The sequence below is a fragment of the Arthrobacter wenxiniae genome, from assembly GCF_013376105.1.
Lineage (GTDB): Bacteria > Actinomycetota > Actinomycetes > Actinomycetales > Micrococcaceae > Specibacter > Specibacter wenxiniae.
On record NZ_JAAMFM010000004.1, the window covers coordinates 111,324 to 134,925 of the forward strand.

Below are 23,602 nucleotides of genomic sequence, written 5' to 3' on the forward strand. Positions count from 1 at the left end.
AGTCGCTGCCTCCGTGGCCATCGGCCATCCGCGGGCCGGCACCTGGCTCACAGTTCCTTCCTGCGGAAGATTGTTGCTGCGAGCCCGACGGCGGCAACGCTCATGACCAGTGCCGTCGCCACGGGCAGGAACGGGAAGCCGGCGCTGTCGCCGCCGGCGATCGATGCCGCCCGGCCCAGGAGCCCGGCGGGCGAATAGTCGCTGAGTGGCTTCCAGAGTCCGCCCACCGACAGCACCACGAAGGCGCCCAGCCCCGCGCCGGAGGCCCCGGCCGCTGACGGAATCAGCACAGAGAACAGCGTCATGAGTGACAGGTAGGCCACGGCCAGCACCAGCCAAACCAGGGCGGCTGACCACAGCGGCCCGCCGGGGGCCGTGGGGAAGAGGACGGCGCTAAGACCCCAGGTCACAAAGGTGCAGGCGATGAGGAGCACCATGACGTAGAGCGCATGGACCACGGCCTTCACCAGCACGAACGCTCCGCGTGACGCCGGCTTGGTGAGCACCAGCACGGCCGTTCCGCTGCGGCGCTCGGTGGAGACTATGCCGCCGTACATGATGATGAGTGCAAACAAGACGAGCTGCGAGAGGTTCTTGATCCACTGCCCATAGGAGTCGAAGACAGTCGGTTCAGGAAGGTGGAGCGAGCCAAGTTGGCCTCCGGCGACGGCGCCCAGAAGCTGTGGCGTGTACTTCGCCAGGAGCGGTCCCGTTGCGGCGAAGAGCAGCATGATGGAAGGCAGGACGTAGAGCCGCCACGTCCGCAGGATTTCCAGGACCTCTTTGCGGGCAAGCACCAGGGCGGTTCTCATGCCTTCGGCCGCCCAACCAGTGCGACGAACACTTCCTCAAGCCCCATCTCCCCCGCCTCGAGGCGGACGAGGCCGGCATGGAGGTCGGAGACCAGTCCGGGAATTTCGTGTTGGGCGCGGTGCACATCCGACACCGTGACTTCGATGGATGCTGCGTCCCCTCTCGCGACGGACACGGCCCAGGGCCGCTGGGCGATGGCCGATGCCAACCCGTCGGCACCCTCGGTCACCTCCAGAAGGATTTTGTGCCCTCCATAGCGCGCCTTGAGTTCGTGGATGGGCGCTTGGGTGAGCACCCGCCCGCGGTCCAGAATGGCGACCGAGTCACACACCCGCTCGACGTCGCCAAGAATGTGGGTCGAGAAGAAGACGGTGGTGCGTCCGCGCAGCGAATTGATCAGTTCCAGGACGTCCTTGCGGCCAATCGGGTCCAGCGCGCTCGTGGGCTCGTCGAGCAGCAGCAGCCGGGGTGCGTTGATCAGCGCCTGGGCGATGCCCAGGCGCTGTCTCATGCCGCGGGAGTATCCGCCGATCCTGCCCGTCACGCCGTTGAGCCCTGCCGTGTCGAGCAACATCCGGGTTCGCTGTCTGAGGACCTGGCGGTCGAGGCCGAAGAGGTCCCCGGAGAAATGCAGGAATTCCTGGGCCGTCATCCACGGATAGAAGGCGGGGACATCGGGCAGGAACCCCAGCTGGGCCCGCAGTGCGTTGCCGGCAGCGGACACATCCTGCCCCAGAAGCCGAATAGTCCCCGACGTCGGGCGGGCCAGTCCCGTGGCCAGGCGCAGCGTCGTCGTCTTGCCGGCCCCGTTGGGTCCCAGGAATCCGAAAACCGAGCCCTCCTCGACGGTCAGCTTGACGGCGTCGAGCACGCGCCTGCCCTTGTACGCCTTGGTCAGCCCCACGGCCTCAAGTGCGGCGTTCACGGCGCATCCTCCTCCCCGGTCCGGGGATAGAGTTCATCGGCAATGTTCGACGCCGGGGCTCCCCCGCCGGTCGATGCCGGGGTATCCCCTGACACGACGGTGCGCCGGCGGCCGAGTGCCAGGTAGAGAATGGCGCCGAGGAGGTTCACGAAGACGATGATCGCAACCCACACCCACTTGTTGCCAAAGGCGACGGCCCCCACGGGGCGCTTTGCGAGATCAACCAGCGCAACCACGTCAAGCGCCACCTGGGCAAGGGCAAGGACACCCGCGGCCACCAGGACCCAGGCGGGAATGATGCTTGGATCGAGTGCCATCCCTGCCTCCCAACGGTTGTTTGGCGTCTTCGTTCAAGCCAGCGGCGAAAGTCCCCTTCGCCGATTCTGCCGGGCACCCGAGGATGCACCGGCCGGGCCGGGTCCGGCGGGGCCGGGTCCGTTCAGCCGTGGGCGGCGAGGTAGCCAACCAGCCCCTTGATGGTGCCCACGGCGGGGTAGTCCTGCTCGGGGATGTCGAGGCCACAGTCGTGGGCAATGATTTCCACGAGCCGCAGGAAGTCCAGTGAATCCAGTTCGAGGTCCTGCCGCAGCCGTGATCCATCGTTGATTTCTTCGGCGTCGACGTCGGGCGCCACCTTACCGATGGCGGCACGAACGGCCTTGCGGGCTTCCAGTTCAGTCATAGCTCCTCCGGTTGCTGTAGCAGTTCATCAATGCGGGCCAGGTAGCGGCCGCCGCGCAGTCCATCGCTAACCCGGTGGTCAGCAGAGAGTGTGGCCACGACGGCGGGGCGCACACCCAGCAGGCCGTCTTGCGCCCATGGTTGTTCCATCACCCGCCCGAAGCCGACCAAGGCCACCTGCGGGGGATAGATCACCCCATAGACACTTTCGACCCCGAGGTCGCCCAAGTTTGTCACCGTGATGGTCGGATCCGCCATTTCGGCGCGCTGCAGGCGCCCGGCGCGGGCGCGGCCGACCAGGTCGCGCAGCTTTTTCATGAGCTCGTCCACGGTCAGGGTGTCGGCGTCATGGATTGCCGGCGCCACCAGCCCTCCGTGTCGCAGGGCCACCGCGACGCCGAGGTGGACGGCGGCACTCGGCCGGAACGCGCCGGCCGAGTAGAAGCCGTTGACGTCCGGGACGTCCCTGGCCGCCAGCGCCGCTGCCTTGAGCAGGAGTGCCGAGGGGACCAGCCTGTCGGCGACGGGGCGCCGCGCATTGACGGACTGCATCCAGTCCAGGGAGGCGCGCAGGTCCACCGTCGTGCCCAGGTAGTAGTGCGGAATGGTCCTCTTGGACCGCGTCATGAGGGTGCCGACTGCGCGGCGCAGGCTGGCGACACGTTCACCCGCCGCCGCTGGCTTTGCCGTGGCTGCCTCCTGCCGCGGTGCCTTCACTTCCGCCGGCGTGGAGGGCGCTGGCTGCCGGCTCCCCGCGGACCGCCGCACGTCCGATTCGGTGACGGCGCCTCCCGGACCAGTCCCGGAAATCCCGGCCAGTTCGACGCCGAGTTCCGCGGCGAGCCCGCGGGCCCTGGGCGAGGACCGCGTCCTGCCCCCGCGACGGGCGGCGCGGGCATGCTCCACGTCGGCCCGGGTGACGGCGCCATTCTTGCCGCTGCCGCGGATCCCCGCCGTGTCGACTCCCAGCTGATGCGCCAAGTGCCGGACCGGCGGCGCCATGGGGGCTTCATTCGTCGGCGCTTCCTTCGTCGGGGGCGCCGGTTCCGGGGTCGGAGAAGCTTCCGGGGAGGGTGTCGGTTCCGGTGCCGGGTGCCCGGTCTCGGCCGGGGTCTGTGCTATCCGGGCCAGCGGCGTCCCCACGGGGACTGTTTGGCCAATGGCGACCAGCAGGTCCGCCACGACGCCCTCTTGGAATGACTCCACGTCCATGGTCGTCTTGTCGGTGTCGACGACGGCGACCAGGTCCCCGCGGCGCACGTAGTCCCCCGGCTTGACGAGCCATTCGACCACCTTGCCGTGGTCCATGTCGGCCCCCAGGGAAGGCATCAGAAAGTCACCCACCGTTCCCCGTCACCTCCCTTGCCGCGGCGACGATCCGTTCCACGGACGGCAGGGCGGCCGCTTCCATGTGCCTGGCATAGGGAATTGGCACCTCGGCGCTGCAGACCCTGCCCACGGGCGCATCCAGCTCATAGAACGCGTTCTCGGTGATCCGGGCACTAAGCTCGGCCGAAATGCCTCCACTGCGCCATCCTTCATCGACCACCACCGAACGGCGCGTCTTGGCCACGGATGCCAGAATGGCGTCGTCGTCGAGGGGCCGGAGGGTGCGCAGGTCCAGCACCTCGGCGTCAACCCCGGCGTCGGCCAGTTGTTCGGCGGCCTCCAGGACGGCGGGCAGCGTCCCCCCATAGGTGATCAGCGACACGTCGCCGCCGGGGCGCCTGATGGCAGCGGTGTCAATGTCAACCGGGCCGGCACCGTCGTCGAGTTCACCGGTGACGTTGTACAGGGAGCCGTGTTCAAAGATCAGCACCGGGTCCGGATCCTCCAGCGCCGTCCAGAGCATGCCGCGGGCATCCTCCAGGGTAGCCGGGACCAGAATCCGCAGGCCTGGAATGTGCGCGTACCAGCCTTCCAGGCTGTGCGAATGCTGGGCGCCGAGCTGCCGTCCCGCGCCGGTGGTCATCCGGATGACGAGCGGTACATGGAACTGCCCGCCGGACATGTGCAGCAGCGATGCGGCGTTGTTCACGATCTGGTCGAGGGCCAGCAGGCTGAAGTTGACCGTCATGATTTCCACGATGGGGCGCATTCCGCCGAGGGCCGCTCCGATTCCCGCACCTACAAAACCGGATTCAGAGAGGGGGGTGTCCCGAATGCGTTCGGGCCCGAACTCCTCCAAGAGGCCCAGGCTGACGGCGAATGACCCCCCGTAGGCGCCCACGTCCTCGCCCATCAGGAACACTCGCGGGTCGCGCTGCAACGCGTCGCGGATGCCCGCCCGAACCGCCTCCCGGTAGCTGGATTTCATGGCGCCCTCCGCTCGCTGTAGACGAACCGGGTGAGATCTTCCACGGGCTCGAGTGTTCCGGACTCGGCAAACTTGACGGCCGCTGCGACCTCGGATTCCGCTTCAGACTGCAACTGCGTCCAGTCGTCCGCGGTGAGCTGTCCGTTCTCCTCCATGCTGCTCCGCAGGAGGGTGATCGGGTCCCGTGCCTGCCAGGCGACCACTTCAGCCTTCTCCCGGTAGCGTTCCGGATCGAACATGGAGTGGGCGCGGAAGCGGTAGGTCCGAAATTCCAGGAAGTGCGGGCCGGCACCGGATCTGACCGCATCCACCGCCGTGCGGGCCGCCTGCTCGACCGCCAGGACATCCATCCCGTCCACGGCCCAGGCCGACACCTCGTAGCTGGCAGCTTTCAGGGCGAGGTCTGTCTGCGATTCTGAGCGGACCAGCGCCGTGCCCATGGCGTAAAGGTTGTTCTCGCAGCAAAAGAGGATAGGAAGGTCCCAGAGCGCGGCCAGATTCAGGCTCTCGTGGAACTCCCCCTCCGCGACGGCGCCTTCACCGAAGAAGCAGACTGTGACGTGGGGGCGTCCTGACATCTTGTCGGCCAGGGCGAGCCCGACGGCGAGCGGCAGTCCGCCGGCAACGATCGCGTTGCCGCCGTAGAAATTGGTGGCGGCGTCAAAGAGGTGCATGGATCCGCCACGACCGCGGCAGCAGCCTTCCACCCGTCCGTACATTTCGGCCAGGATCGCCCCGGCAGGCACGCCGCGCAAAAGCGCGTGGCCGTGCTCACGGTAGGTCGCGACCACGGTGTCGTCGGCCGACAGGGATTCCAGGACTCCGGCAGCGACGGCTTCTTCGCCGATGTACACGTGGAGGAAGCCGCGGATCTTCGCCGCGCTGTACAGCTCCACGCATCTTTCCTCGAGCCGGCGCACGCGCAGCATCTGCAACAGCAGGTGCCGCCCGTGTCCGGGATCCCTGGGGCGCAGGGAAGGGCTCAACGGGCCGGTCATGCCAGTGCCCCCGGCGGAGTCTCCGGGGTGGGCGGCTCGGGGGGATTTTCGACCGTTGAGGTGTCACCCTCCGGCAGGCCCAGTTCGCGGGCCCTGAGCAAGCGCCTGAGAATCTTGCCGCTTCGCGTCCTGGGCAGCGCGGTGGTGAAGTCCAGCAGTCTCGGCGCTACGGCCGTGCCCAGCCGCTTGCGCGCGAATCCGATGATTTCCATGCGCAGATCCTCGGACGCTTCCCAGCCCGGTCGCAACTCGATAAAGGCCTTGACCACCTGTCCGGCCACCGGGTCCGGGACGCCGATGGCGCCGGCCCCGGCCACTGCCTGGTGTTCCATGAGGGAGCTCTCAACCTCGAACGGGCCGATCAGGTGGCCGGAGGACTTGATCATGTCATCCCCCCGTCCGACGAACCAGTAATAGCCGTCGGCGTCCCGCTTCGCGAGGTCGCCGGTGATGTACCAGCCGCCCACGAAGCAGCGGCGGTACCGGTCCTCTTCGTTGAGGTAGCCGCGGAACATCGACGGCCAGCCGGGACGCAGCGCCAACTCCCCCACCTGGTCCGGATCGGTGACGAGGACCGCTTCGCCGTCGCGCACGATCGGCTTGTCCTGCTCATCGCGAGCCACCAGGGCGGCCCGGACGCCGGGCAGCGGACGTCCCATGGACCCTGGCCGGATGTCCATGGCGGCAAGGTTGGAGATCATGATGCCGCCCGTTTCGGTCTGCCACCAATTGTCGTGGACAGGTCGGCCCAATGCCTCCTGTCCCCACACGACGACTTCCGGGTTGAGCGGTTCGCCGACGCTCGCGACGAACCGCAGGGCGGAGAGGTCGTGGCCCGCGGCGCGATCCGCCCCGGCCTTCATCAGCATTCGAAGTGCGGTGGGGGCGGTGTACCAGACCGTGACGCGTTGTTCGGCAAGGATTCGATACCACCGGTCGGCGTCCATTTCCTCTTCGTCAACGATGACGGTCACCCCATGGGCCAGTGGCGCGATCACGCCGTAGGAGATACCTGTCACCCACCCGGGGTCGGCCGTGCACCAGTAGATGTCACCGGGATGCAGGTCCAAGGCATAGCTGCCCGTTGCATAGTGGGCTGTGACGGCGTCATGGACGTGGATGGCTCCCTTGGGCGTCCCGGTGGTTCCGCTGGTGAAGTGCAGCAGCGCCATGTCTTCGGGCAGGGTCACGGCAATGGCGCCGTCCGGCGCGGCCTGGCCCATGAGCAGTTCAAGGTCCAGCGTGCCCGGCTCCGGGTTGCCGTCGGCATCGGTCAGCAGGACATGGTCAAGGTGCGGAAGCGAGGCACGCAGCGGCGCGATTTTCTTGCGGTACAGGGCCCGTGTCGTCACCAGGGCCCGGCCCTCTCCCAGTTCCAGCCTTTGGCGGATGGGCTCGGGACCGAACGCCGAGAAGAGCGGGCAGAAAACGCTGGCGTTCTTAAGCGTGCCGAGAATCGCAGCATACAGCCCGGGAGTGCGGCCCAAGAGGGAAAAAACGCGTTCCCCCCGCACGATTCCAAGGCTTCGCAGGACACCGGCGAAGCGGTTGCTCAGCTGGGCCAGATCCGCAAAGCTTAGGGAGTGCGTGCTGCCGTCTGCCTGGATGAACCGCAGGGCCGTGCGACTGGCGTTCCCGCCGGCAGCGTGCCGGTCCACGGCCTCATAGGCGATGTTGAGACCGGCGCCGCCGGGGAGCCCGGACAGGGCACGCCTGGCTTCGTCCCAGCTGAATCCAGCACAGGCCGCTTCGTAGTCCACCAGGTTTGGCCGAACCCGGAATCCCGTGATGTCCTTGCGAATAACGGGCCAACGGGTTCCGGATTCAATTCCTGCTGTCATGAGTCAATCCGACCCCAAATGTGCCGCATTGACTAGGGCAGAAAGTCCCCCGGGAACCGCGAAAAAGCCGTGGTCCGCAACGCTGCCAGCAGGCGGGCGGGGCATTCCGGGCGGGTCGGCACGGGGTCCACCTCGCTTGCAGGGCGGGTTGCTGACGGGGGCCTTGCCCGGACGCCGGAACAGGCGCGCTGAAAGCAGGGCCGTTCGGCTCTATCCAGCCGGGCGTCCATGGCGGAGTCTGGCCTTGTGAACACCTCGAAACCGGAAACCACGATAGTCCATACGCCTGCGCAGCGGACGGCCGTCGTTCGCGAAGTGGTCCCCATGGAGGCCCTCAGGGAGTTCTTTGGGCGGGCCTTCGGCGCGGTGATGGCGGCAACCCAGGCTCAAAATACCCGTCTGGCCGGCCCTCCGTTCGCGCTGTACCACGGCATGCCCGCACAGACCATTGATGTCGAAGCAGGCTTCCCCGTTGCCGGCAGTTTCACGGCCACGGCAGACGTCCAGGCAAGCGCCTTGCCGGAGGCCGAGGCCTATGAGGCCATCCACAGGGGCTCGTACGACACACTGGGAACAACCTACGGGGCCATCCAAGAGCGCATGCGGGAGGATGGTTGCACACCCGCGGACACGATGTGGGAATACTACCTCAGCGACCCGGCCAAGCAGCCTGATCCGGCGACCTGGCTGACGCGGGTTGTCTGGCCCGTCGCTTAAGTGCACTACCCACGCAAGTTGGCACCACGCCGTCGAGCCTTGACGCCGCCGGCTGGCGCAGGCGCGCCGGGTGCCGGCGCATTATGCAGGAGGGCCTGGACCGTGATTTCCAGCCCGGGATGGGAGCCGACCCCCTATGCTGGGCATCATGGACACCTCGCAGCCGCGGTTCGCCATTCCGATTCTCACGCTCACCGTGAACCCGGCGTTGGACGTGAGCACCTCCACTGACCGCGTCTTCAGCGGCCACAAGCTTCGGTGCAACGAAAGCCACCTCGACCCCGGAGGCGGAGGAGCCAATGTTGCCAGGGTGATCCAGCGGCTCGGCGGCCACGCACTGGCCGTGTACACCGCTGGCGGCACCACCGGGGATACCTACCGCAAGCTTATGGAGGCGGAGGGGGTCCCGGCCTTGGTTGTCCCGGTCCGGGGCAACACGCGGCAGGACTTCACGGTCGATGAGACGTCAACGGGGAAGCAGTTCCGGTTCGTGCTGGAAGGCGCCGCACTCAGTGAGGATGAGTGGCGCAACTGCCTGCGGCTGGTCAAGCGCTCCCTCCGGGCAGGCGGTTACGTGGTTGCCAGCGGCAGCTTGCCGCCAGGGGTGCCGCACGACTTCTACGCCCGCGTCGCCCGATTGGCGCGACAGGCCGACGCGCGGTGTGTCGTGGACACTTCCGGTCCGGCCCTCACGGAGGCGCTCGCAGAAGGCGTTTTCATGGTCAAGCCGAGCCGCAGGGAACTGGCCGAGCACGCCGGTACGGCCCTCGAGTCCGGGGAACAGCAGCTTGCTGCCGCTTCGGCGCTGATTGCCGACGGCTCCACCGAATACGTTGCGCTGACACTCGCCGACGCCGGGGCACTGCTTGTCTCCAAGGCCGGGACCACCCGGATGCAGGTTCCGCAGGTTCACCTGGTCAGCGCAGTAGGAGCAGGTGACAGTTTCCTGGCCGCCTTTGTCCTGCGGCTCGCACAGGGATGCCATCCCGAGATGGCCCTGAGGACGGCCGTCGCCGCCGGAAGCGCCGCCGTCCTGACGCCCGGCACCGAACTGTGCCGCGCGGACGACGTCGAACGGCTCGAGGCAGAACTCGCGACCGGCGCCCAGGGAACAGGTGGCGGGCAGGGCACCTGACCCCTCGTCTCCACGCGCCACGGGGCCGCACCCCGGTCCGTCGGGATCATTCAGGCCCGCGCGGCCACGGGCGGAGCCGTTGATCGGGCGGAGCAGTTTCCAGAGCACCGCGAGCGTGGCCAGGGCAAAGGGCACGATGGGAAGGATGACGGCCCACCCGGGTGTGACTCCGCCCGCATAGGTGACAAATGGCGTGACAAGAATGGGGAGGCACGTCGGGGCAGGAAGAACAAGAGCCGCCGGGGCCGTGATCCGGCCCATGCGCCCGTGACGCAATGTCAAGACGCCGCTGGCACATGTCGCAGGGAGGAAAATGGCCAGGTCCAAGACATGGACGGGATTGGTGCTCACGCGCCATGCGGCGGCGCTGGTGGAGGCCGGCCGGCGGCCAGGTCAGGGATGATCTCCCCCAGCCACATCCCGGCAAACAACAGCGCGGCGCCGATCAGGAACCACCCCGGAACTCGCAGCCACGCGCCGCGCGAAGCGCCGGAACGACCGCTATGGGAGCGACCGGGAAAAGATCGACAATATCCTGCGCGGTGGCGGCATCCGCCAATGCCTTAGTTTCGCGGCCGTAGACAAGGTCCGGCATGAGCAGCCCAAGCACATCTCCGGTCGCCGCAGTCACCGCGCCACAGGCTGCGAGCCATGCCCACCAGGGTGTCAGGCCAGCGCGAGGGCAGCAACCAGATGTGTCCGCTGTCGCAGCCGCCCAATATGATTCCCGGGCCCAAGAACGAACGAAAGGGACCGCGTTCCACGGACGCCAACGGAACTCCAGCGCCGTTGAAAGCTACGGCCATGACCGCACCCGCATCAGCTGACACGGCTGCAAAGGACAAGAGGACGTCACATGCTCCACAGAAACGTTGACTGGGTACGGGAAAACTCATGGCACCGCCCCCAGCTGTTCCGCCAAATTCCTGCCCCACGCCTCCGCCCGCAACTGTTCCCCGGGCAGCAGGAGGATGTCCTTGCCCCTGACAACGAAACTCTCCGCCGGCGCCAACATGGTGAAACCCGAAGCCCGCAGGTGATTGGCAATTCCCCTGGAGGCCCGACCGGTCAAAATGGAAGGCCCGGCATAACGCGAGTCGAAGGCGGCCGATACTGAAACGACCTTCACGGTTTCGAGACCGCCCAGACCGCGGGCCACGGCTTCCGCAACGTGCCGGGTAGTGCCGTACATGGACTCGTAAACCACAACTGCTCTCATCTTTCACTCCTTCCTTGAAGACCATCGGCGCCGGCACAACTGCCGCCCTTCCGCTGCAGTCCCAAGTGGCCCGCCGGCGTCGGACTCGATGCATTGCGAAGGGAACCTGGCTGCCCGCGCCCAGCCAGGTTCCTCAAATCGCGGCCCAGCCGCCGTCACTGGCCAGTATCACCCCGGAGACATTTGCGGCGTCATCACTGAGCAGCCACGTGATGGCCGCAGCCAACTCTTCGGGCGTGGCCACGGACGGTACGTTGGTTTCCATGAAGGACCTGAGCCGCTGGCCGGCGAACTCCGACTTCATCGAGGCGTCGATGTTGGTGGCAACGCCGCCGGGTGCAACTGCGTTGCAGCGAATTCCCTGAGGCCCGTAGAAAAAGGCCGTGCTCTTGGTCAAACCATTCACCGCGTGTTTCGACGTCGTGTAGGCCGTTCCGGCGGCAGAACCACGGAGGCCGGCCTCCGAACTGACGTTGACGATCGAGCCCGCACCCGCTGCGAGCATGAATGGAAGGACTGCACGGGTCAACCGCATGACAGCCGTGACATTGACGTCGAAAACGCGCTCCCACAGGGCATCTTCCATCTCGGCCACGGGAAGAAACCCATCCATGATTCCAGCAACATTGGCCAATGCATCAATCCTGCCGTCCGCAGCGGCCACCAGGGCATCCACCGTGCCTGGCGCAGCCACATCCCCGGAAACCGTGACCAGTTGGCTGCTGTCGACGGCGCCATGCAACTCTTGAAGCCGCTCCTCCATGACGTCGGTGGCGATAACCCTGGCTCCTTCGTGCACCAGCCGGACAGCCGTTGCACGGCCGATCCCGGATCCCGCACCAGTGACGATCGCAGTCTTTCCCGCAAAGCGCCCGTCCACAAATTGATCGGTCATGCCAGTCACTCCATCTTTGTGTGGCCGGTGCCGCCGGCCGTCGGAAATGTTGCCGCGGGTTCCGGGCGCCGGGCACCACGCCGGGCGCCCTCACCGGCAGGGAATGCTGGCGGCACTGTGGGCGGCGTGTGCCCATGCGCCGAATTCGTCATACCCTGACGCGATTCGTGAGGCCATCGACCACCTCAGCAAAGTTGGCATTGAGCTCGTCAGCTTTGACCAGGTGCTCGTACAGTGAATCGCACTTCGTGCAGAAGTACGTTACGTCCAGGAAATTGCAGGGTGCCCAGTGGGGGCGGCGGACAGACTCGATCACGATGTGGGCGTCCGTTGCGCAGCGGTCACACCAAACGGGAAATTGGGTTTCGTCCTGAATCATCGTTGACCGGACCCGTTGCCGAATTTCACCCTGTTCGCCTCGCACGGCTTGCGGCCCTCCCTGTCATTATGTTTCCCTGCCTTGTAGTTGCCACTGTAGAAACTTCCGCCGCTCCCGGACACGGCCAAAAGGCCCCACTTTAAGGTCAAGGGGGCCCAGCGCAGTTCGCAACAGTGAAGCGGCGGCAACGATCCGGTCACTTCGATCTTCATGCCCCTGGTCGTCTGTGCCATCCCGTTGGAGCTGTCCTCCCCGGAGACCCACTCCGTGCTGTCCACGTCCTTCTTGGGGACCCAACGGCCCAATTACGCGGCCGTTGTTCCTACCGACCTCCCTTGATTGGGTGTCAACCGTGTGGTGCCGGGGGTGCCGCGGCCGAGGGAGCCCGATCCCACTTGTTCCAGCGTGCCGGGGCACCTCCGACCAACGGATTGCCGGCCGCGGCCATCGAAGTCACCTTGTGTCGGATCTGGTCCTGACCTTCTTTCTTATCCTGGGACTCCTGCTCTCGCTCGACACGGTCCCGTCCAGCAGCCAGCACCGCACCGGGGCGGCGGCTGCCGCACTCGCGGCGCTGCTGGCCACGGACGTGACCCTCTCGATTCCGACCCAGCGTACGCAGCCAGCCCTGGGATTGGTCCGCGCACTGGCAAAGTACATCCCCCTCCTGAACGCGGATTCCTTCGGGTCATTCCTCCTGACGGGGTCGGATCCAGTTCGTCAGATGGTCAAGGATGCACTCATCGTGGCTTTCAGCCTGATGCTCGCGCTCTTGGTGGGCCATCGAGCGGGCCAGCGATATGCTCCGAATCGCAGGTTCAACCTCCCACGCCGTGAACGGAGGCGGAGACATCCAGCTGTTGGGAGGGCCGCATCCCGGCCCGCCGTGGACAATCGGCATGGCGGACCCGCATCGGCGCGGCGTGCCGGCCACCACACTCACCGGCACGGACATGGCCGTCGCCACTTCCGGCGCGGCCGAACGGCGACTGCACTTCATCGACCCCAAACTTTCCGGCCGCTGCCGGCCCTACGGCAGGATGTGTTCGTGCGCGGCCACCTCCAGTTCCGCGGCCTGGGCCTTGGCCAGCTCCGTCTCGCCCTGAACATCCACCCCTCGGGTGAGCAGCCAGTAAAGCACCGCCGAGACCGGCAGCCCGATGAACAGTGAGATGTCGGCGCCTTTCATGGCCGCGGCCACCGGCCCAACGAAGAGCGCACCGGCGGAAAAGAACGGAATCATGACGATGAAGCCAACCAGGTACGCAATGATCCCCGGCCAGCCCCACCTGCCGTAGATGCCGTCAGCCTTGAAGATCTCGGCGATCGCATAGTGGCCCCTGCGGACGATGAAGTAGTCCGTCAGGTTTACCGCCGTCCAGGGGATGAAGAAATACAGCACCAGCAGCAGGAAATCGTTGAAGCTGGCCAGGAAGTCGGCCGACGCGAGATTCGCAAAGACCAGCGAGATCGCGGCCGTGATCGCAATGGTGGTCACCCGCAGGCGCAGCGTGGGGCGGATTTGGCGCACGCTGTCGATCGAGGAAATCAGCGTCAGGGACCCGCCATACATGTTCAGCGCCGTGACGGACACCAGGCCGAGGGCTGCAATAAAGAGCGCAATGGAACCGAACCCGGGGAAGAGTTTGCCGGCAGTGGCCTCGATGGAGCTGATGGTGTCGAAATTCTTGCCCGCTGCCGCTGCGATAAACGCCCCAAGGAACATGACCCAGATGCCGCCCAGCGCACTGCCCCAGAATGTCCACCGGAATGTGCCCCGGGCGGACGTGGGCGGCAGGTAGCGGGAGTAGTCGGAAACATAAATGGCCCATGAAATCTGGTACCCGGCAGCCACACCCAATTGGCCCAGGAATGGCACCAGATGGAAGTGTCCCATGTTGTAGGCACCGGCCGGCATGGAAAGGTGGGTCAAAACCGCCACCGTCAGCAGAGCCAGCATGGCGATGGTCAAGTACGTCAGGTAGCGCTCGAAGCCATGGATGAGGTCATAGCCGAACAGGGCCACGACGACGGCGATGATGGTCACCACCCAGAACCAGAGGGCCCCCGATCCAACATGCACCGACGCAGAGAGCGCCTGGCCAGCCAGCACGGTATTGAAAATGTTGAAGCCCGCGTACTGCAAATAGGCAAAAAGCCACACCAGCAAGGCGCCGATATATCCGAACTGCGGCCGGGACTGAATCATTTGCGGAAGGCCGAGCTGGGGCCCCTGCGACGAGTGCGCGGCCATGAACAGGGTCCCCAGAAGAGTTCCGAGGGCGATGGCAATCAGTGACCAGATCAGGTTGCCACCAGTGGTGATGCTGATGAGTCCGACAGCCAACGTGGCGATCTGGGCATTGCTCATGAACCACAACGGCCCGATGTGGGAGACCTTGCCGTGCCGCTCATTGAGCGGTACGTAGTCGATGGACCGTACTTCCAGCCCCCGGCCCTGGGCTTGACCCGTGCCTGTATTCATCGTTCATCCCCTCTTCAGTGGACTGCCGGTGCCCGGCTGGGCCAGGTTCCGGCGGACCCGGCTTCTCCATGGTGGGCTCCCGCATCGGCTGCCTCTCCGCATCGTCCGTACGGATTATGAGTCAGAACACAGAAGGATCATCGATAAGCCTAATCCCGAAACACTGTTGCGGCATAGCTGCGGAGCCCGGTTCTTGAAACCTGAGGCCTCCCCTTCACGGCGGCGCCGTTCCGGTTCTCGTCAGGGGAACCGGCTGCGAAGTAATCCTGTTCTTGGCATTCGATTTGTTGTAGCATCAGCTACTCCCTGCCGGAGCTGGTCGCGCAGATGGGAACTGCCATGAGCATCGAATCGAATGGTCCATCAGTACCCCGGGATGAGCCGCCAGCCACTCCCCACATCCTCGAATTGAGGATTCACGGTGTCAGGGACACCCCTCCGTGGGACATTTTGGGCGTACCCCACGGCGACGCCGTAATGGTGTCGGGAGATGACTTGGGCTCGTTCTGGATCCCGAAAACGCCATCGAAGGACGCCGGGCTTCCGCCACAATTTGGCAGCGAGGTGCCCGCCAATGTGCGCCGGGAGGCCTATTCCTGGGGCGCCATGGCCAGGTATGCCCCGGTGCCGGGGGCCAACCTCCTGGGCAAGGGTGCGGCGGTCATCCGAAGGGTTGGCTGGCTCATGATGCTGCCATTTGCCCTGTGCAACGCAGCATATTGGATGCGCCCGCTGACGCGGAAACCCAAGCCCGGGGACGGTGACGGTGACGCCGGCCTGGCTGGTGGCAGGGGGTGGCGGGATGCCAATGGTGGCGGAATCGTGCGCGTCTTTGGACTTTTTCTGACGCTGCTCCTGGTTGCCTCTGCCACTGCCGCAAGCGTGGACCTGATCGGCACTCAATGCGTCCGTTCAGGAGAAATTTGCTCCACGCTTCCAGGCCTGTTCAATGGGCTGGCGGCACTTGACCAACCGAGGCGCAACGTCGTGCTGGCCATTCTGCCCCTGGCGATGCTGGCGGTCATTTATGCTCTTTCAGTCCTGGGGCGGGTCAGGTACGCCGCCAATGTCGCCGCCCACCCCGAAAGCGGTTCCCTGCCCGCCGGGCCAACGACATCCGCCGATTCCGCCAGCCCCGGCCGTCCGATTCTCCAAACAAAGGGATTCTGGTACAGCCCGATGATGCCGCGGGCAACGGAGCTGCTTCATCTTTCCGGCGCAGGCGCCCTTGTTGTCGCCATGCTTGCCTGGGATGCCCTGTATTCTCCGGTTCCTGGCTGCCGGGATGCCTCGACATTCTTCGCTCCGGCGTGCGGCGCCGGCTTGAGCAAGGTGCTGGTTGACGGCCGCAACCCTGCACGCACCGTTTCCGCGATCGCCGCGGGACGCGGCTCCTTTATCGTCCTGCTCGTGGCTGTGGCGATCTTGATTGCCGTTACCTGTCGAATCCTGGTCAGCGTCACCGGCAATGCCGACGTCGCGGGCTCCGGGAAGCCCACCGGCAGGACGGCCGGTCCGGTCTGGCGCCGCGAACTCAGGTGGGCTGCGAGCCTGCTTGGGCTGGTCGTGGCCTTGGGTCTGGTCAATGCCGGACTGCTGTGGTTTCCTCCGGAATCCTCGGCCGTCGCGTCAGCTTCGGCGCAGCAGGGTTCACATTTTCTTGGCGTCTTCTGGACGCCGGGCCTACTGACCCTGGCGATGCTCGGGATGTCCATTACCGGACTCGGCTGGCGGCGGGGCGCCGGAACCGCTGCCTCCCTTGTGTTGTTTGCAGGTTCTGCCGCATGCTTCATCGCAGGGTGCCTGGTCATGAAGATGACCCCACACCGCCCGGGGCCCGCGGGGCTGCCCGCCGGACTGTTTGTCGTGGCCGCCCTGCTGCTTGCCTGTTTGGCGTGGCGTGTCCTTCGAAAGGGGGATGAGGGGTCCCGTAACCGGGAAGGCTGGCGCGGCATGGGCCCCGGCATCATCATGACTATTTCCCTGGGCGTTGCCCTGGCGTTGAGCAGTGTCCTGGTGGTGGGCACCGCCAACTTCCTCAATGGAAAGTTGTCGCTGACAGGCGGGACCGCAGATCCGGTGGTGTGGCGAATAGTGACGGATGGGAGCGCGGCTGCAAACGGAGCTGCCCCCATGGTCACGGAAGTCCCGGTTTATGACCAGTACGGCCTTGCCCTTTTCATCACGGTCATAGTGGTGGTTTTCATACTCGCCTGGGTACTGTGCAGCCAGTTATTTGGCAAGCTGTTTGTGCTCAGCACCCCGGACCCCAACTCAATGCCCACGGAAGGCGTCACGGCCGGCAGGTATCCGGACGGCCGCCCCCAGCCGTCAGTTCCGCCGATTGGCAGTGTGGCGCGCCGGGTGTTGGAAGGGCGGCGAACGGCGGCGCTGCTCCACCGCGTCGAACACAGCCTAAGTTGGTTGGCCGGAACCTTTTTGGTCGGTCTGATGGGCTCACTGGGCTGGAGCCTTGTCCAGCCCTCCATAGCAGAGGACGGGGCACCAACCCGGTCTTTGCTGACACAGGGGATGTCAAGTGCGGTGCTGGGAATTGTAGCGCTGGCATTGGTGGGTGGGATTGTTGTGAGTGCCGCGTCGAGCACGTTCCGCCCGGCCGGGGTCCTGTGGGACTTGATGTGTTTTCTGCCCAATGCCGCCCACCCCTTTGGCCCGCCGTGCTATGCCGAACGTGTGGTCCCTGAACTGTGTGCCCGGATCGAGGAGTGGCTTGACTTCGACGATGCTCCCGAACCGCATCGCAAGGTGATCCTTTCGGCCCACAGCTTGGGCGGGGTGTTGGCTGTAGCCTGTTTGTTTGCCCGGCATGCGGATGGAAAGGACCTAGGCAATATCGGGTTGCTGACCTACGGCTGCCAGCTGAGAGCCTATTTTGGCCGCTTTTTCCCGGAACTTTTCGGACCAACAGTTCTGGGCACCCCCGGGAGCCTGGGCGCCTCCCTGTGGGCTCCGGATCCATGGCAAAGGCAGGTGGCAAAGGACTACGACACGACGCACCCGCACCAAAGCCATCCCCAGTCACTTTCGCAGCTGCTCACAACCCCCGGGGACAGCCTGCCTCGCTGGATCAACCTCTGGCGCCGCACCGACTTCTTGGGATTCCCGGTGAAATCGTATGCAGGGAACGAGATTGACCGCGGGGCCGACGAACTGGACACGTCCTCGTACATGTTGACGCTGGCCACGCACAGCAATTATCCATCCAGCCGCGCCTATCCATCCGCGATGGCCGAGCTGCTGAAACGAATGGGCGAGCCCGAGGTTTAGGGCGAAAGGAACCCGCCGGGACACCCGCGTGGCCCATCGTCTTGGGTGTGATCGAGCTGGAAGACCGATCAAAGAGGGGCTCCGCCCCCACCAGGATCCTCGGCTGCCGGTCGACCGGCGCGGCCAACCCGCCAGCCCTCGGCAAAACGGCCGCCGTGCAGGTGGCATTGGAGCTAGGCCCCCTGGATCTGCCGCATCCAGGCCTCAATGCCGGCGGCGTCCAGCGGCAGGGCCTCGGAGATGACGTCCGAGCCGGCGTCGGTGACCACGATGTCGTCCTCCAGGCGCACGCCGATCCCCCTCAACTCCGGCGGCAGGGTGAGGTCGTGTTCGTGGAAGTACAGGCCGGGCTCCACGGTCAGCGCCATGCCGGGAACCAGCGGCGAGCCCTGATAGCTTTCGTAGCTGGACTGGGCGCAGTCGTGCACGTCCAGGCCCAGGTGGTGCCCCACCCCGCACACCAGGTACCGGCGGTGGTGCTGGCCCCTCGGCGACAGCGCCTCATCCACCGAGACCGGCAGCAGGCCCCAGTCGTTGAGTCCGTTGGCGATGACCTCCATGCAGGCGTCGTGAAAATCGGCAAAGTGCTTTCCCGGCCCCACCTGGGCCAGGCCGGCCCGGTGCGACTTCTCCACCAGGTCGTGGACCTGGCGCTGGACGGGGCTGAAGGTGCCACTGGCAGGGAACGTGCGCGTGACATCTGCGGTGTAAAGGCTGTTCGCCTCCACCCCCATGTCCAGCAGCAGCACCTCGTCCTCCAGGACGGGGCCGTCGCAGCGCACCCAGTGCAGCGTCGGGGCGTGCTTGCCGCTGCCCACAATGGTGGCGTAGCCCGCGCCGTTGCCGACGGTACGGGCGTGCCTGTCAAATGTGCCCTGAAGCCAGCGCTCCCCTCCACCTTGGATGGCGGCGGGGATTTCCCGCACGACGGCGGCGAACCCGTCCACCGTGTGGCCGACGGCCGCGCGCAGCTGGGCGATCTCCCAGTCGTCCTTGACCATCCGCAGGGTGGAGAGGACCCGTCCCAGCGCGCCGCCGGCACCAATCCCGTGGCGGCGCCGCACGTCGGCCTGGACGGGGCCGGCCGCAAGCGTCCCCGAGCTGGCGCGCATGGCGGCGCCGATGCCGGCGTCGAGCTCCGTGAGGGCCTTCACCGGCAGGGACAGCGCCGCAGCCCAGTCGGAAAAGTCCGCGGCCGAACCGACCCACATCTCCCCGTGCGCGGCATTGGTGAAGAACCGGGGGTCGCCGGCGTAGAACGGCGCCGGGATGAAGAGCGTGGCCTCGTGCGAGGCCCCGGACGGTGTCATGACCAAAACCGCTCCTTCTAGAGCGGCGCCGGTAAGCCAGTAAAAGTCCGAATCCGGGCGGAAATCATAGTATGTGTCGTTGCTGCGCACGGGGGCGGTGCCGGCGCCGACGATCAAGGCCTGGCCGGCAAATTCCGCGGAGAGGCGAGAACGGTGCTGCGCCGCGGCGGCCGCGGCACCCGCCACCACGGGCGGCGTCCTGTCCGGCGTGCCCCAGCCCTGGGCCATGTACTCGGTGAATGCCGCAACGTCGGCCAACCGCGGGAGGCGCGGGTCCGGCGTCGTCGGGGCAGGCATGGAACGGGCGGCCACTTCTTCACTTGCGGTCATTCTTGATATTCCTCCGCCCGTCCGGGCAATTGTGAGGCGACTGGGGGGTGGACCGCCGTGCGGGGCACGCGGCTCGTCCCGTGGCTGCGGGGACCGGCGCCGCCACGGATTCCATCCCCCATCCTTCCCCATGGACCCGACCGCGCGCCAGTTGGAACCCGGCGTGGCGGTCCGGGGCCGCATCACCGCCGGCGGGCTGAAACGGCCGGGCCGTACGGCGGATTCCCACCATGGACTGCATTCGCAGCATTGCATTCGGACGCGATTGGATCCTTACTTGTTTGAGGGGCGCAATCCGCCTTGGGACCGGCCGCCCCACGATTTCACCGTCCGGCGGCGGCCGGCCCGCCACGCAAAATTGGAGGAATTCATGTTCGCCAGAGTCAGCACATACCGTCCCGGCCCCGGGAGCACCGGCGCGCCCACGGCGGCCACCGTCGAGCAGGTGCTGGAAATGCCGGGTTGCCGGGGGATCTATTACCTTCTGGGCAAGGACAGCAAGTCCCTCTCCATCACCCTGTGGGACGACGAAGACGCGCTTTCGGCCAGCCAGAAGGCCGCGGCCCGGCTTCGAACGGAAACCAGTGCCGCACAGGACATGCAGATCCTGGACGTGGAGGCATTTGAAGTTCTGACAGCGGACGTCAGGCACTGATTCCCCGGCCGGCCGGGCCGCCTCTACTCCGTCATCTCGACCGGCACGGCGATGACGTCCACCATCGCGCCGTTTCGGAGCACGGTCACCGGCAGCGGGATGCCGATGGCCTCGGCGAACAGCTGTTTTTGCAGGCTCTCGGCGCTTGAGACGGGGCGCTGCCCGGCGGTGAGCACCAGGTCGCCGGGCTTCAACCCGGCCCTGTCCGCCGGCGACCCTGCGATGACGTCCGCCACGCGCAGCCCCTCCCGCTGGCCGGTGCGCAGGGCGAGGGTGTCGTTGAGCGCCATCGGGGAGCTGACCAGGCCCAGGTAGGCGCGCCGGACCCGCCCGTCGGCCATCAGCGCGGAAATGATCCGCCGGGTGGTCGCGTTGATCGGAACGGCCAGACCCAGGCCGGCGCCCGCCACGGCCGTGTTGATGCCGACCACCCGGCCGCGTGCATCGGCCAGCGCGCCTCCGGAACTGCCCGGGTTGAGCGCGGCATCGGTTTGGATCACGTCCTCGATCACCCGGCGGGTGCGGCCCAGCGCCGTGGGCATGGACCGCCCCAGCCCACTGACCACCCCGGCCGTCACCGATCCGGCCAGGCCCAGCGGGTTGCCCACGGCAATGACCAGCTGCCCCACCTGCAACCCCTCGGCGTCACCGAGTCTGGCCGGGGCATGCAGGTGCGACGCGCCGCGGATGACGGCGAGGTCGGACAGGACGTCCGCGCCCCTGATCTCGATGTCCGTTCCCGTGCCATCGGCAAAGGCCGCCCACCCTGCGCTGGCCCCGGCAACCACATGGGCGTTGGTCAGCATGTAGCCGTCCTCGGTAAAGACGACGGCGGAGCCCGCACCCAGGCGTACGCTCCCGTTGCGGCCGCTGCCCGTCATCTCCACGGCGGCCACATGCGGCGCGACCTCTTCGGCCACCGCGATGACGGTCCGGGAATAGGCATCCATGGCATCTTCGGCCCCAAGCCCTGACTGGGGAACGTTGGGAGACTCTTTCACCGCACACCTCCACAGGCGGTCGTGGCCGGTTGGTGGCGGCGCGGCCTGCCCACGAACGGGCGGCGCCTCATGCCAGTAAAACGATCGTGAAGCCAGCCATAGTCCTGCCGCCGGTACGCCCTCGGTGAACGCCGCCGGCTTGACCCGCCCCGGCCGCCAGCACCGGCCCGCCGCGCTGGTCGAGGGCGCTCGCGTTCAGGGCCATGCACGGTTTGCCCCGGCGCTGACTGCCGGTACCCGGGGGAACCTCGGTGGGAAGATGCCGTTCTGGCGATATCCCGCGACCTATGCGGGACGAACAATGGCGAACATGCTGCAGCCTCCGCCACCGACGAATGGTCCGGAGCGCCTGCCGGGAGGCCGGCACCCCTGCATCCCCGTCGTGAACGTCCTGCATTCGAGGAACCCCAGCCGTAGTCCGCGCACTTCGGCCGCCCCGTGAGCCGGGCCACCGTGCAAACCGGCGCCAAGGTGCGTTACGTCGACACGACGGCCCGGGCGGGCTTGAACTACCTGCCCAAACTGCTCGCCAAACGCAACATGGACTTTTTCTGCCTCAACGACGGCAGCTTCCCCGAGGTGCCCGCCGCGGAACGCGCCGAACTGGTCACGGACTTCCTGCAGAAGTATTTCCCGATCACGGCCCCCTGGGAAAATCAGCCCGCCACCGGCGACCACCGCCACGATGGGCAAGGCTAGCGCGGCGCCAGCCCGCGCCGTCGGGCCTGGACCGGGATGCCCGTGGTGCGCGCGGCATGGTCGGGAATGCGCACCCCGGCCGCGTCAAGGCGGGCCCGCGTCTCCTCCGCACTGACCAGCTCCCCGACCGTCGGGCCGGAACCCAGCGGAACGGTGGAGTGGACAATGGTGTGCTCATAGACGTGGACCAGGTTGAACGCCTGCCCGCCGTCGCGGCCCCGGGTGCCGCCCCCAGGGACGTTCAGGTCCTGGGTGTAGCACGTGGCCGAGGCGACCGACACCGGGATCCCGGCAAACAGGGCGCTGGTCGAGTAGTGCAGGTGCCCGGCCAGGATGGCGCGCACGTCCGAGCCCCGCACCACGGCCGCCAGCCCGGACTGGCCGCGCAGCTCGACCAGCACGGCCAGGTCCAGCACGCTGGGCACCGGCGGGTGGTGCAGGGCCAGGATGGTCCCGTCCGGGGCAGGCGTGGCCAACTCCCCGGCCAGCCACTCCAGCTGGTCCGCGCCCAGCTCCCCATGATGGAAGCCCGGCACCGACGTATCCACGGTGATGACCCGCAACCCGTTCAGGAAGTACGTGCGGTCCACGGGCGCGCCGTCAGCCGGTTCCCCCAACAGGCCCGCGCGGAAGTTCCCGCGATCATCATGGTTCCCCATCGCCCAGATCACCTCCGCGCCCATCTCCGCGCACGCCGGCTCCACAATCCCGCGCAGCTTGGCATACGCCCCGGGCTCGCCCTTGTCGGTGAGGTCGCCGGTAAAAATGACAGCTTCCGGCCGGGCACCCGACGTGGCGATCTCGGCGAAGATTTGACGCAGCCGCTCCTCACTGTCCACCGCGCCGTACAGGGGACCCGGACCCCCCAGCAGGTGGGTGTCGCTCAGGTGAAGCAGGAAGTGGCGCGGCCGGGGATGCTCGGCCTCAAAATGGTCCATGACTGCCTTAATGGTCCGGTGGAAGCGGCGGGCGCCACATCCCTCTCATCTACCCCCATCCAACCACCACCCCAGTGAACCGCACCCCAACACACCCCACAATCTGCAACAACATCAGGTTGCAACAACGACACCGGCGACGGGCCGTGCGAAATCTGGCACTTCCAAGTCCTGGCGCTTCAGGGCAGAATGAAATGGCGGTCCGCACCGCTGGACTGTCCCACATCCCCCAGGAGGCCTCCGTGATCTCGGCCCGCAGTGCCAGCGCCCCGTGAAGGGGCCGGCGTCGATGTCGTTCACGGTGGTCCTTGCCTTCAGTGTCAATCTTTTGGTTGCGCTGGCGAAGACGGCCGCGGCGTTGATCACGGGCTCCGCGTCGATGTTGGCGGAGGCCGCGCACTCGTGGGCGGACACGGGCAACCAGGCTTTTCTCTTCGTCGCCGAGCGAAAATCGGCGAAACCCCGGGACGCCGCTCACCCCATGGGATATGGCCGCGAAGCCTACGTTTGGTCGATGTTTGCCGCCTTCGGACTTTTCACCGCCGGATCCGTGGTTTCCATCACGCATGGCGCCCAACAGCTCCTGGCCCCGGAGCCGGCAACGAACTTTGCCCTCGCCTACATGGTGCTCGGCGCCGCATTCATCCTGGAGGGCGTCTCCTTCGCCCAGGCCCTGCGCCAGGCCCGCGCGGAGGCGCGCAAACAGGACCGCCCGGTCCTGGACCAGGTGCTCAACAGCTCAGACACCACCACCCGGGCCGTCTTCGCCGAGGACGGCGCGGCACTGGCCGGCGTCGTGCTGGCGTCCGCGGGCATCCTCCTGCACCAGCTCACCGGATCCGCCGCGCCCGACGCCGTCGGATCCATTCTGGTCGGCATCCTCCTTGGCATCGTTGCCGTGGTCTTGATCCAAAAAAAACCGGCAGTTCCTCGTTGGACAGGCCGTCACCCCCGCACTGAGGAAGGCCGCAGCCCT

Annotated in this window: 19 protein-coding genes and 2 pseudogenes; 7 read left to right on the plus strand and 14 right to left on the minus strand. The window is 66.6% G+C overall.

Going from position 1 to position 23,602, the window contains the following annotated elements:
* Positions 1 to 47: 47 nt before the first annotated feature.
* The 8 genes from G6034_RS04800 to acsA all read right to left on the minus strand — a co-directional run bounded on the left by G6034_RS04800 (position 48) and on the right by acsA (position 7,575).
* Entirely contained in the window at positions 48 to 812 is a 765-nt protein-coding gene (locus tag G6034_RS04800) for an ABC transporter permease (protein ID WP_176633961.1), read from the minus strand.
* Positions 809 to 1,738: an ATP-binding cassette domain-containing protein gene (locus G6034_RS04805; RefSeq protein WP_176633962.1), complete on the minus strand. Its 930-nt coding sequence runs from the start codon at positions 1,736 to 1,738 to the stop codon at positions 809 to 811. The genes G6034_RS04800 and G6034_RS04805 overlap by 4 nt, the downstream gene beginning before the upstream one ends.
* Complete coding sequence (locus G6034_RS04810) at positions 1,735 to 2,055, minus strand: PLD nuclease N-terminal domain-containing protein (protein ID WP_218063574.1); 321 nt, start codon at positions 2,053 to 2,055, stop codon at positions 1,735 to 1,737. Before G6034_RS04810 ends, G6034_RS04805 begins: the two co-directional genes overlap by 4 nt.
* A 122-nt stretch (positions 2,056 to 2,177) precedes the next feature.
* The gene (locus G6034_RS04815) at positions 2,178 to 2,420 is read right to left on the minus strand and encodes an acyl carrier protein (RefSeq protein ID WP_176633963.1); all 243 of its coding nucleotides are present in this window, start codon (positions 2,418 to 2,420) and stop codon (positions 2,178 to 2,180) included.
* A complete protein-coding gene (locus G6034_RS04820; RefSeq protein ID WP_218063575.1) occupies positions 2,417 to 3,748 on the minus strand; it encodes a dihydrolipoamide acetyltransferase family protein in 1,332 nt (443 codons plus the stop codon). The genes G6034_RS04815 and G6034_RS04820 overlap by 4 nt, the downstream gene beginning before the upstream one ends.
* A 7-nt stretch (positions 3,749 to 3,755) precedes the next feature.
* On the minus strand, positions 3,756 to 4,736 hold the full coding sequence (locus G6034_RS04825; RefSeq protein ID WP_176633965.1) for an alpha-ketoacid dehydrogenase subunit beta: 981 nt from the start codon (positions 4,734 to 4,736) through the stop codon (positions 3,756 to 3,758).
* Positions 4,733 to 5,734 carry a pyruvate dehydrogenase (acetyl-transferring) E1 component subunit alpha gene (gene pdhA, locus G6034_RS04830; RefSeq protein WP_176633966.1) on the minus strand — a complete coding sequence of 334 codons (1,002 nt, stop codon included), beginning with the start codon at positions 5,732 to 5,734 and terminating at the stop codon, positions 4,733 to 4,735. The genes G6034_RS04825 and pdhA overlap by 4 nt, the downstream gene beginning before the upstream one ends.
* A complete protein-coding gene (acsA, locus tag G6034_RS04835; protein WP_176633967.1) occupies positions 5,731 to 7,575 on the minus strand; it encodes an acetate--CoA ligase in 1,845 nt (614 codons plus the stop codon). Before acsA ends, pdhA begins: the two co-directional genes overlap by 4 nt.
* A 228-nt stretch (positions 7,576 to 7,803) precedes the next feature.
* On the opposite strand from acsA, the gene G6034_RS04840 reads away from it, so the two are divergent.
* Together G6034_RS04840 and G6034_RS04845 are read left to right on the plus strand one after the other, a co-directional pair.
* Positions 7,804 to 8,292, plus strand: a complete 489-nt coding sequence (locus G6034_RS04840) for a GyrI-like domain-containing protein (protein WP_176633968.1) — start codon at positions 7,804 to 7,806, stop codon at positions 8,290 to 8,292.
* Between the two features lie 148 nt (positions 8,293 to 8,440).
* On the plus strand, positions 8,441 to 9,427 hold the full coding sequence (locus tag G6034_RS04845) for a 1-phosphofructokinase family hexose kinase (RefSeq protein WP_176633969.1): 987 nt from the start codon (positions 8,441 to 8,443) through the stop codon (positions 9,425 to 9,427).
* A gap of 892 nt (positions 9,428 to 10,319) precedes the next feature.
* Here G6034_RS04845 and G6034_RS04850 read toward each other — a convergent pair.
* Both G6034_RS04850 and G6034_RS04855 read right to left on the minus strand, forming a co-directional pair.
* The gene (locus tag G6034_RS04850; RefSeq protein WP_218063576.1) at positions 10,320 to 10,619 is read right to left on the minus strand and encodes a hypothetical protein; all 300 of its coding nucleotides are present in this window, start codon (positions 10,617 to 10,619) and stop codon (positions 10,320 to 10,322) included.
* A 160-nt stretch (positions 10,620 to 10,779) separates the two neighbouring features.
* Positions 10,780 to 11,541, minus strand: a complete 762-nt coding sequence (locus G6034_RS04855) for an SDR family NAD(P)-dependent oxidoreductase (RefSeq protein ID WP_176634050.1) — start codon at positions 11,539 to 11,541, stop codon at positions 10,780 to 10,782.
* Between the two features lie 1,161 nt (positions 11,542 to 12,702).
* Here G6034_RS04855 and G6034_RS20410 point away from each other — a divergent pair.
* Complete coding sequence (locus G6034_RS20410) at positions 12,703 to 13,026, plus strand: FAD:protein FMN transferase (protein ID WP_425485463.1); 324 nt, start codon at positions 12,703 to 12,705, stop codon at positions 13,024 to 13,026.
* On the opposite strand, the gene G6034_RS04865 is transcribed toward G6034_RS20410, so the two are convergent.
* Positions 12,951 to 14,405: a purine-cytosine permease family protein gene (locus G6034_RS04865; RefSeq protein WP_176633972.1), complete on the minus strand. Its 1,455-nt coding sequence runs from the start codon at positions 14,403 to 14,405 to the stop codon at positions 12,951 to 12,953. The two genes, G6034_RS20410 and G6034_RS04865, sit on opposite strands and share 76 nt — an antisense overlap.
* 339 nt (positions 14,406 to 14,744) lie before the next feature.
* On the opposite strand from G6034_RS04865, the gene G6034_RS04870 reads away from it, so the two are divergent.
* Positions 14,745 to 17,693, plus strand: coding sequence for an alpha/beta hydrolase family protein (locus tag G6034_RS04870; RefSeq protein ID WP_218063578.1), 2,949 nt, complete (start codon positions 14,745 to 14,747; stop codon positions 17,691 to 17,693).
* Positions 17,694 to 17,866: 173 nt separating this feature from the next.
* Here G6034_RS04870 and G6034_RS04875 read toward each other — a convergent pair whose 3' ends face one another.
* Positions 17,867 to 19,333 (minus strand): aminopeptidase P family protein, encoded by a 1,467-nt coding sequence (locus G6034_RS04875; RefSeq protein ID WP_246295303.1) that lies wholly within the window; start codon positions 19,331 to 19,333, stop codon positions 17,867 to 17,869.
* Positions 19,334 to 19,703: 370 nt separating this feature from the next.
* On the opposite strand from G6034_RS04875, the gene G6034_RS04880 reads away from it, so the two are divergent.
* Positions 19,704 to 19,988: an antibiotic biosynthesis monooxygenase family protein gene (locus G6034_RS04880; protein WP_176634052.1), complete on the plus strand. Its 285-nt coding sequence runs from the start codon at positions 19,704 to 19,706 to the stop codon at positions 19,986 to 19,988.
* A 23-nt stretch (positions 19,989 to 20,011) separates the two neighbouring features.
* On the opposite strand, the gene G6034_RS04885 is transcribed toward G6034_RS04880, so the two are convergent.
* A complete protein-coding gene (locus tag G6034_RS04885) occupies positions 20,012 to 20,938 on the minus strand; it encodes a S1C family serine protease (RefSeq protein WP_176633974.1) in 927 nt (308 codons plus the stop codon).
* A 495-nt stretch (positions 20,939 to 21,433) separates the two neighbouring features.
* Here G6034_RS04885 and G6034_RS04890 point away from each other — a divergent pair.
* Positions 21,434 to 21,688: pseudogene (locus G6034_RS04890) on the plus strand (hypothetical protein); the annotation flags it as partial.
* On the opposite strand, the gene G6034_RS04895 reads toward G6034_RS04890, so the two are convergent.
* The gene (locus G6034_RS04895; protein WP_176633975.1) at positions 21,685 to 22,626 is read right to left on the minus strand and encodes a phosphodiesterase; all 942 of its coding nucleotides are present in this window, start codon (positions 22,624 to 22,626) and stop codon (positions 21,685 to 21,687) included. The pseudogene G6034_RS04890 and the gene G6034_RS04895 sit on opposite strands and share 4 nt — an antisense overlap.
* Positions 22,627 to 22,915: 289 nt before the next feature.
* Between G6034_RS04895 and G6034_RS20250 the strand changes: the two are divergent.
* Positions 22,916 to 23,476: pseudogene (locus G6034_RS20250) on the plus strand (cation diffusion facilitator family transporter); the annotation flags it as partial.
* Positions 23,477 to 23,602 lie beyond the last annotated feature (126 nt).

Coding starts and splice junctions, on each gene's coding strand:
- G6034_RS04800 (WP_176633961.1), bottom strand. CDS start 812: ATGAGAACCGCCCTGGTGCTTGCCCGCAAAGAGGTCCTGGAAATCCTG.
- G6034_RS04810 (WP_218063574.1), bottom strand. CDS start 2,055: ATGGCACTCGATCCAAGCATCATTCCCGCCTGGGTCCTGGTGGCCGCG.
- G6034_RS04815 (WP_176633963.1), bottom strand. CDS start 2,420: ATGACTGAACTGGAAGCCCGCAAGGCCGTTCGTGCCGCCATCGGTAAG.
- G6034_RS04820 (WP_218063575.1), bottom strand. CDS start 3,748: ATGCCTTCCCTGGGGGCCGACATGGACCACGGCAAGGTGGTCGAATGG.
- G6034_RS04825 (WP_176633965.1), bottom strand. CDS start 4,736: ATGAAATCCAGCTACCGGGAGGCGGTTCGGGCGGGCATCCGCGACGCG.
- pdhA (WP_176633966.1), bottom strand. CDS start 5,734: ATGACCGGCCCGTTGAGCCCTTCCCTGCGCCCCAGGGATCCCGGACAC.
- acsA (WP_176633967.1), bottom strand. CDS start 7,575: ATGACAGCAGGAATTGAATCCGGAACCCGTTGGCCCGTTATTCGCAAG.
- G6034_RS04840 (WP_176633968.1), top strand. CDS start 7,804: ATGGCGGAGTCTGGCCTTGTGAACACCTCGAAACCGGAAACCACGATA.
- G6034_RS04845 (WP_176633969.1), top strand. CDS start 8,441: ATGGACACCTCGCAGCCGCGGTTCGCCATTCCGATTCTCACGCTCACC.
- G6034_RS04850 (WP_218063576.1), bottom strand. CDS start 10,619: ATGTACGGCACTACCCGGCACGTTGCGGAAGCCGTGGCCCGCGGTCTG.
- G6034_RS04855 (WP_176634050.1), bottom strand. CDS start 11,541: ATGACCGATCAATTTGTGGACGGGCGCTTTGCGGGAAAGACTGCGATC.
- G6034_RS04865 (WP_176633972.1), bottom strand. CDS start 14,405: ATGAATACAGGCACGGGTCAAGCCCAGGGCCGGGGGCTGGAAGTACGG.
- G6034_RS04870 (WP_218063578.1), top strand. CDS start 14,745: ATGAGCATCGAATCGAATGGTCCATCAGTACCCCGGGATGAGCCGCCA.
- G6034_RS04875 (WP_246295303.1), bottom strand. CDS start 19,333: ATGACCGCAAGTGAAGAAGTGGCCGCCCGTTCCATGCCTGCCCCGACG.
- G6034_RS04880 (WP_176634052.1), top strand. CDS start 19,704: ATGTTCGCCAGAGTCAGCACATACCGTCCCGGCCCCGGGAGCACCGGC.
- G6034_RS04885 (WP_176633974.1), bottom strand. CDS start 20,938: ATGGATGCCTATTCCCGGACCGTCATCGCGGTGGCCGAAGAGGTCGCG.
- G6034_RS04895 (WP_176633975.1), bottom strand. CDS start 22,626: ATGGACCATTTTGAGGCCGAGCATCCCCGGCCGCGCCACTTCCTGCTT.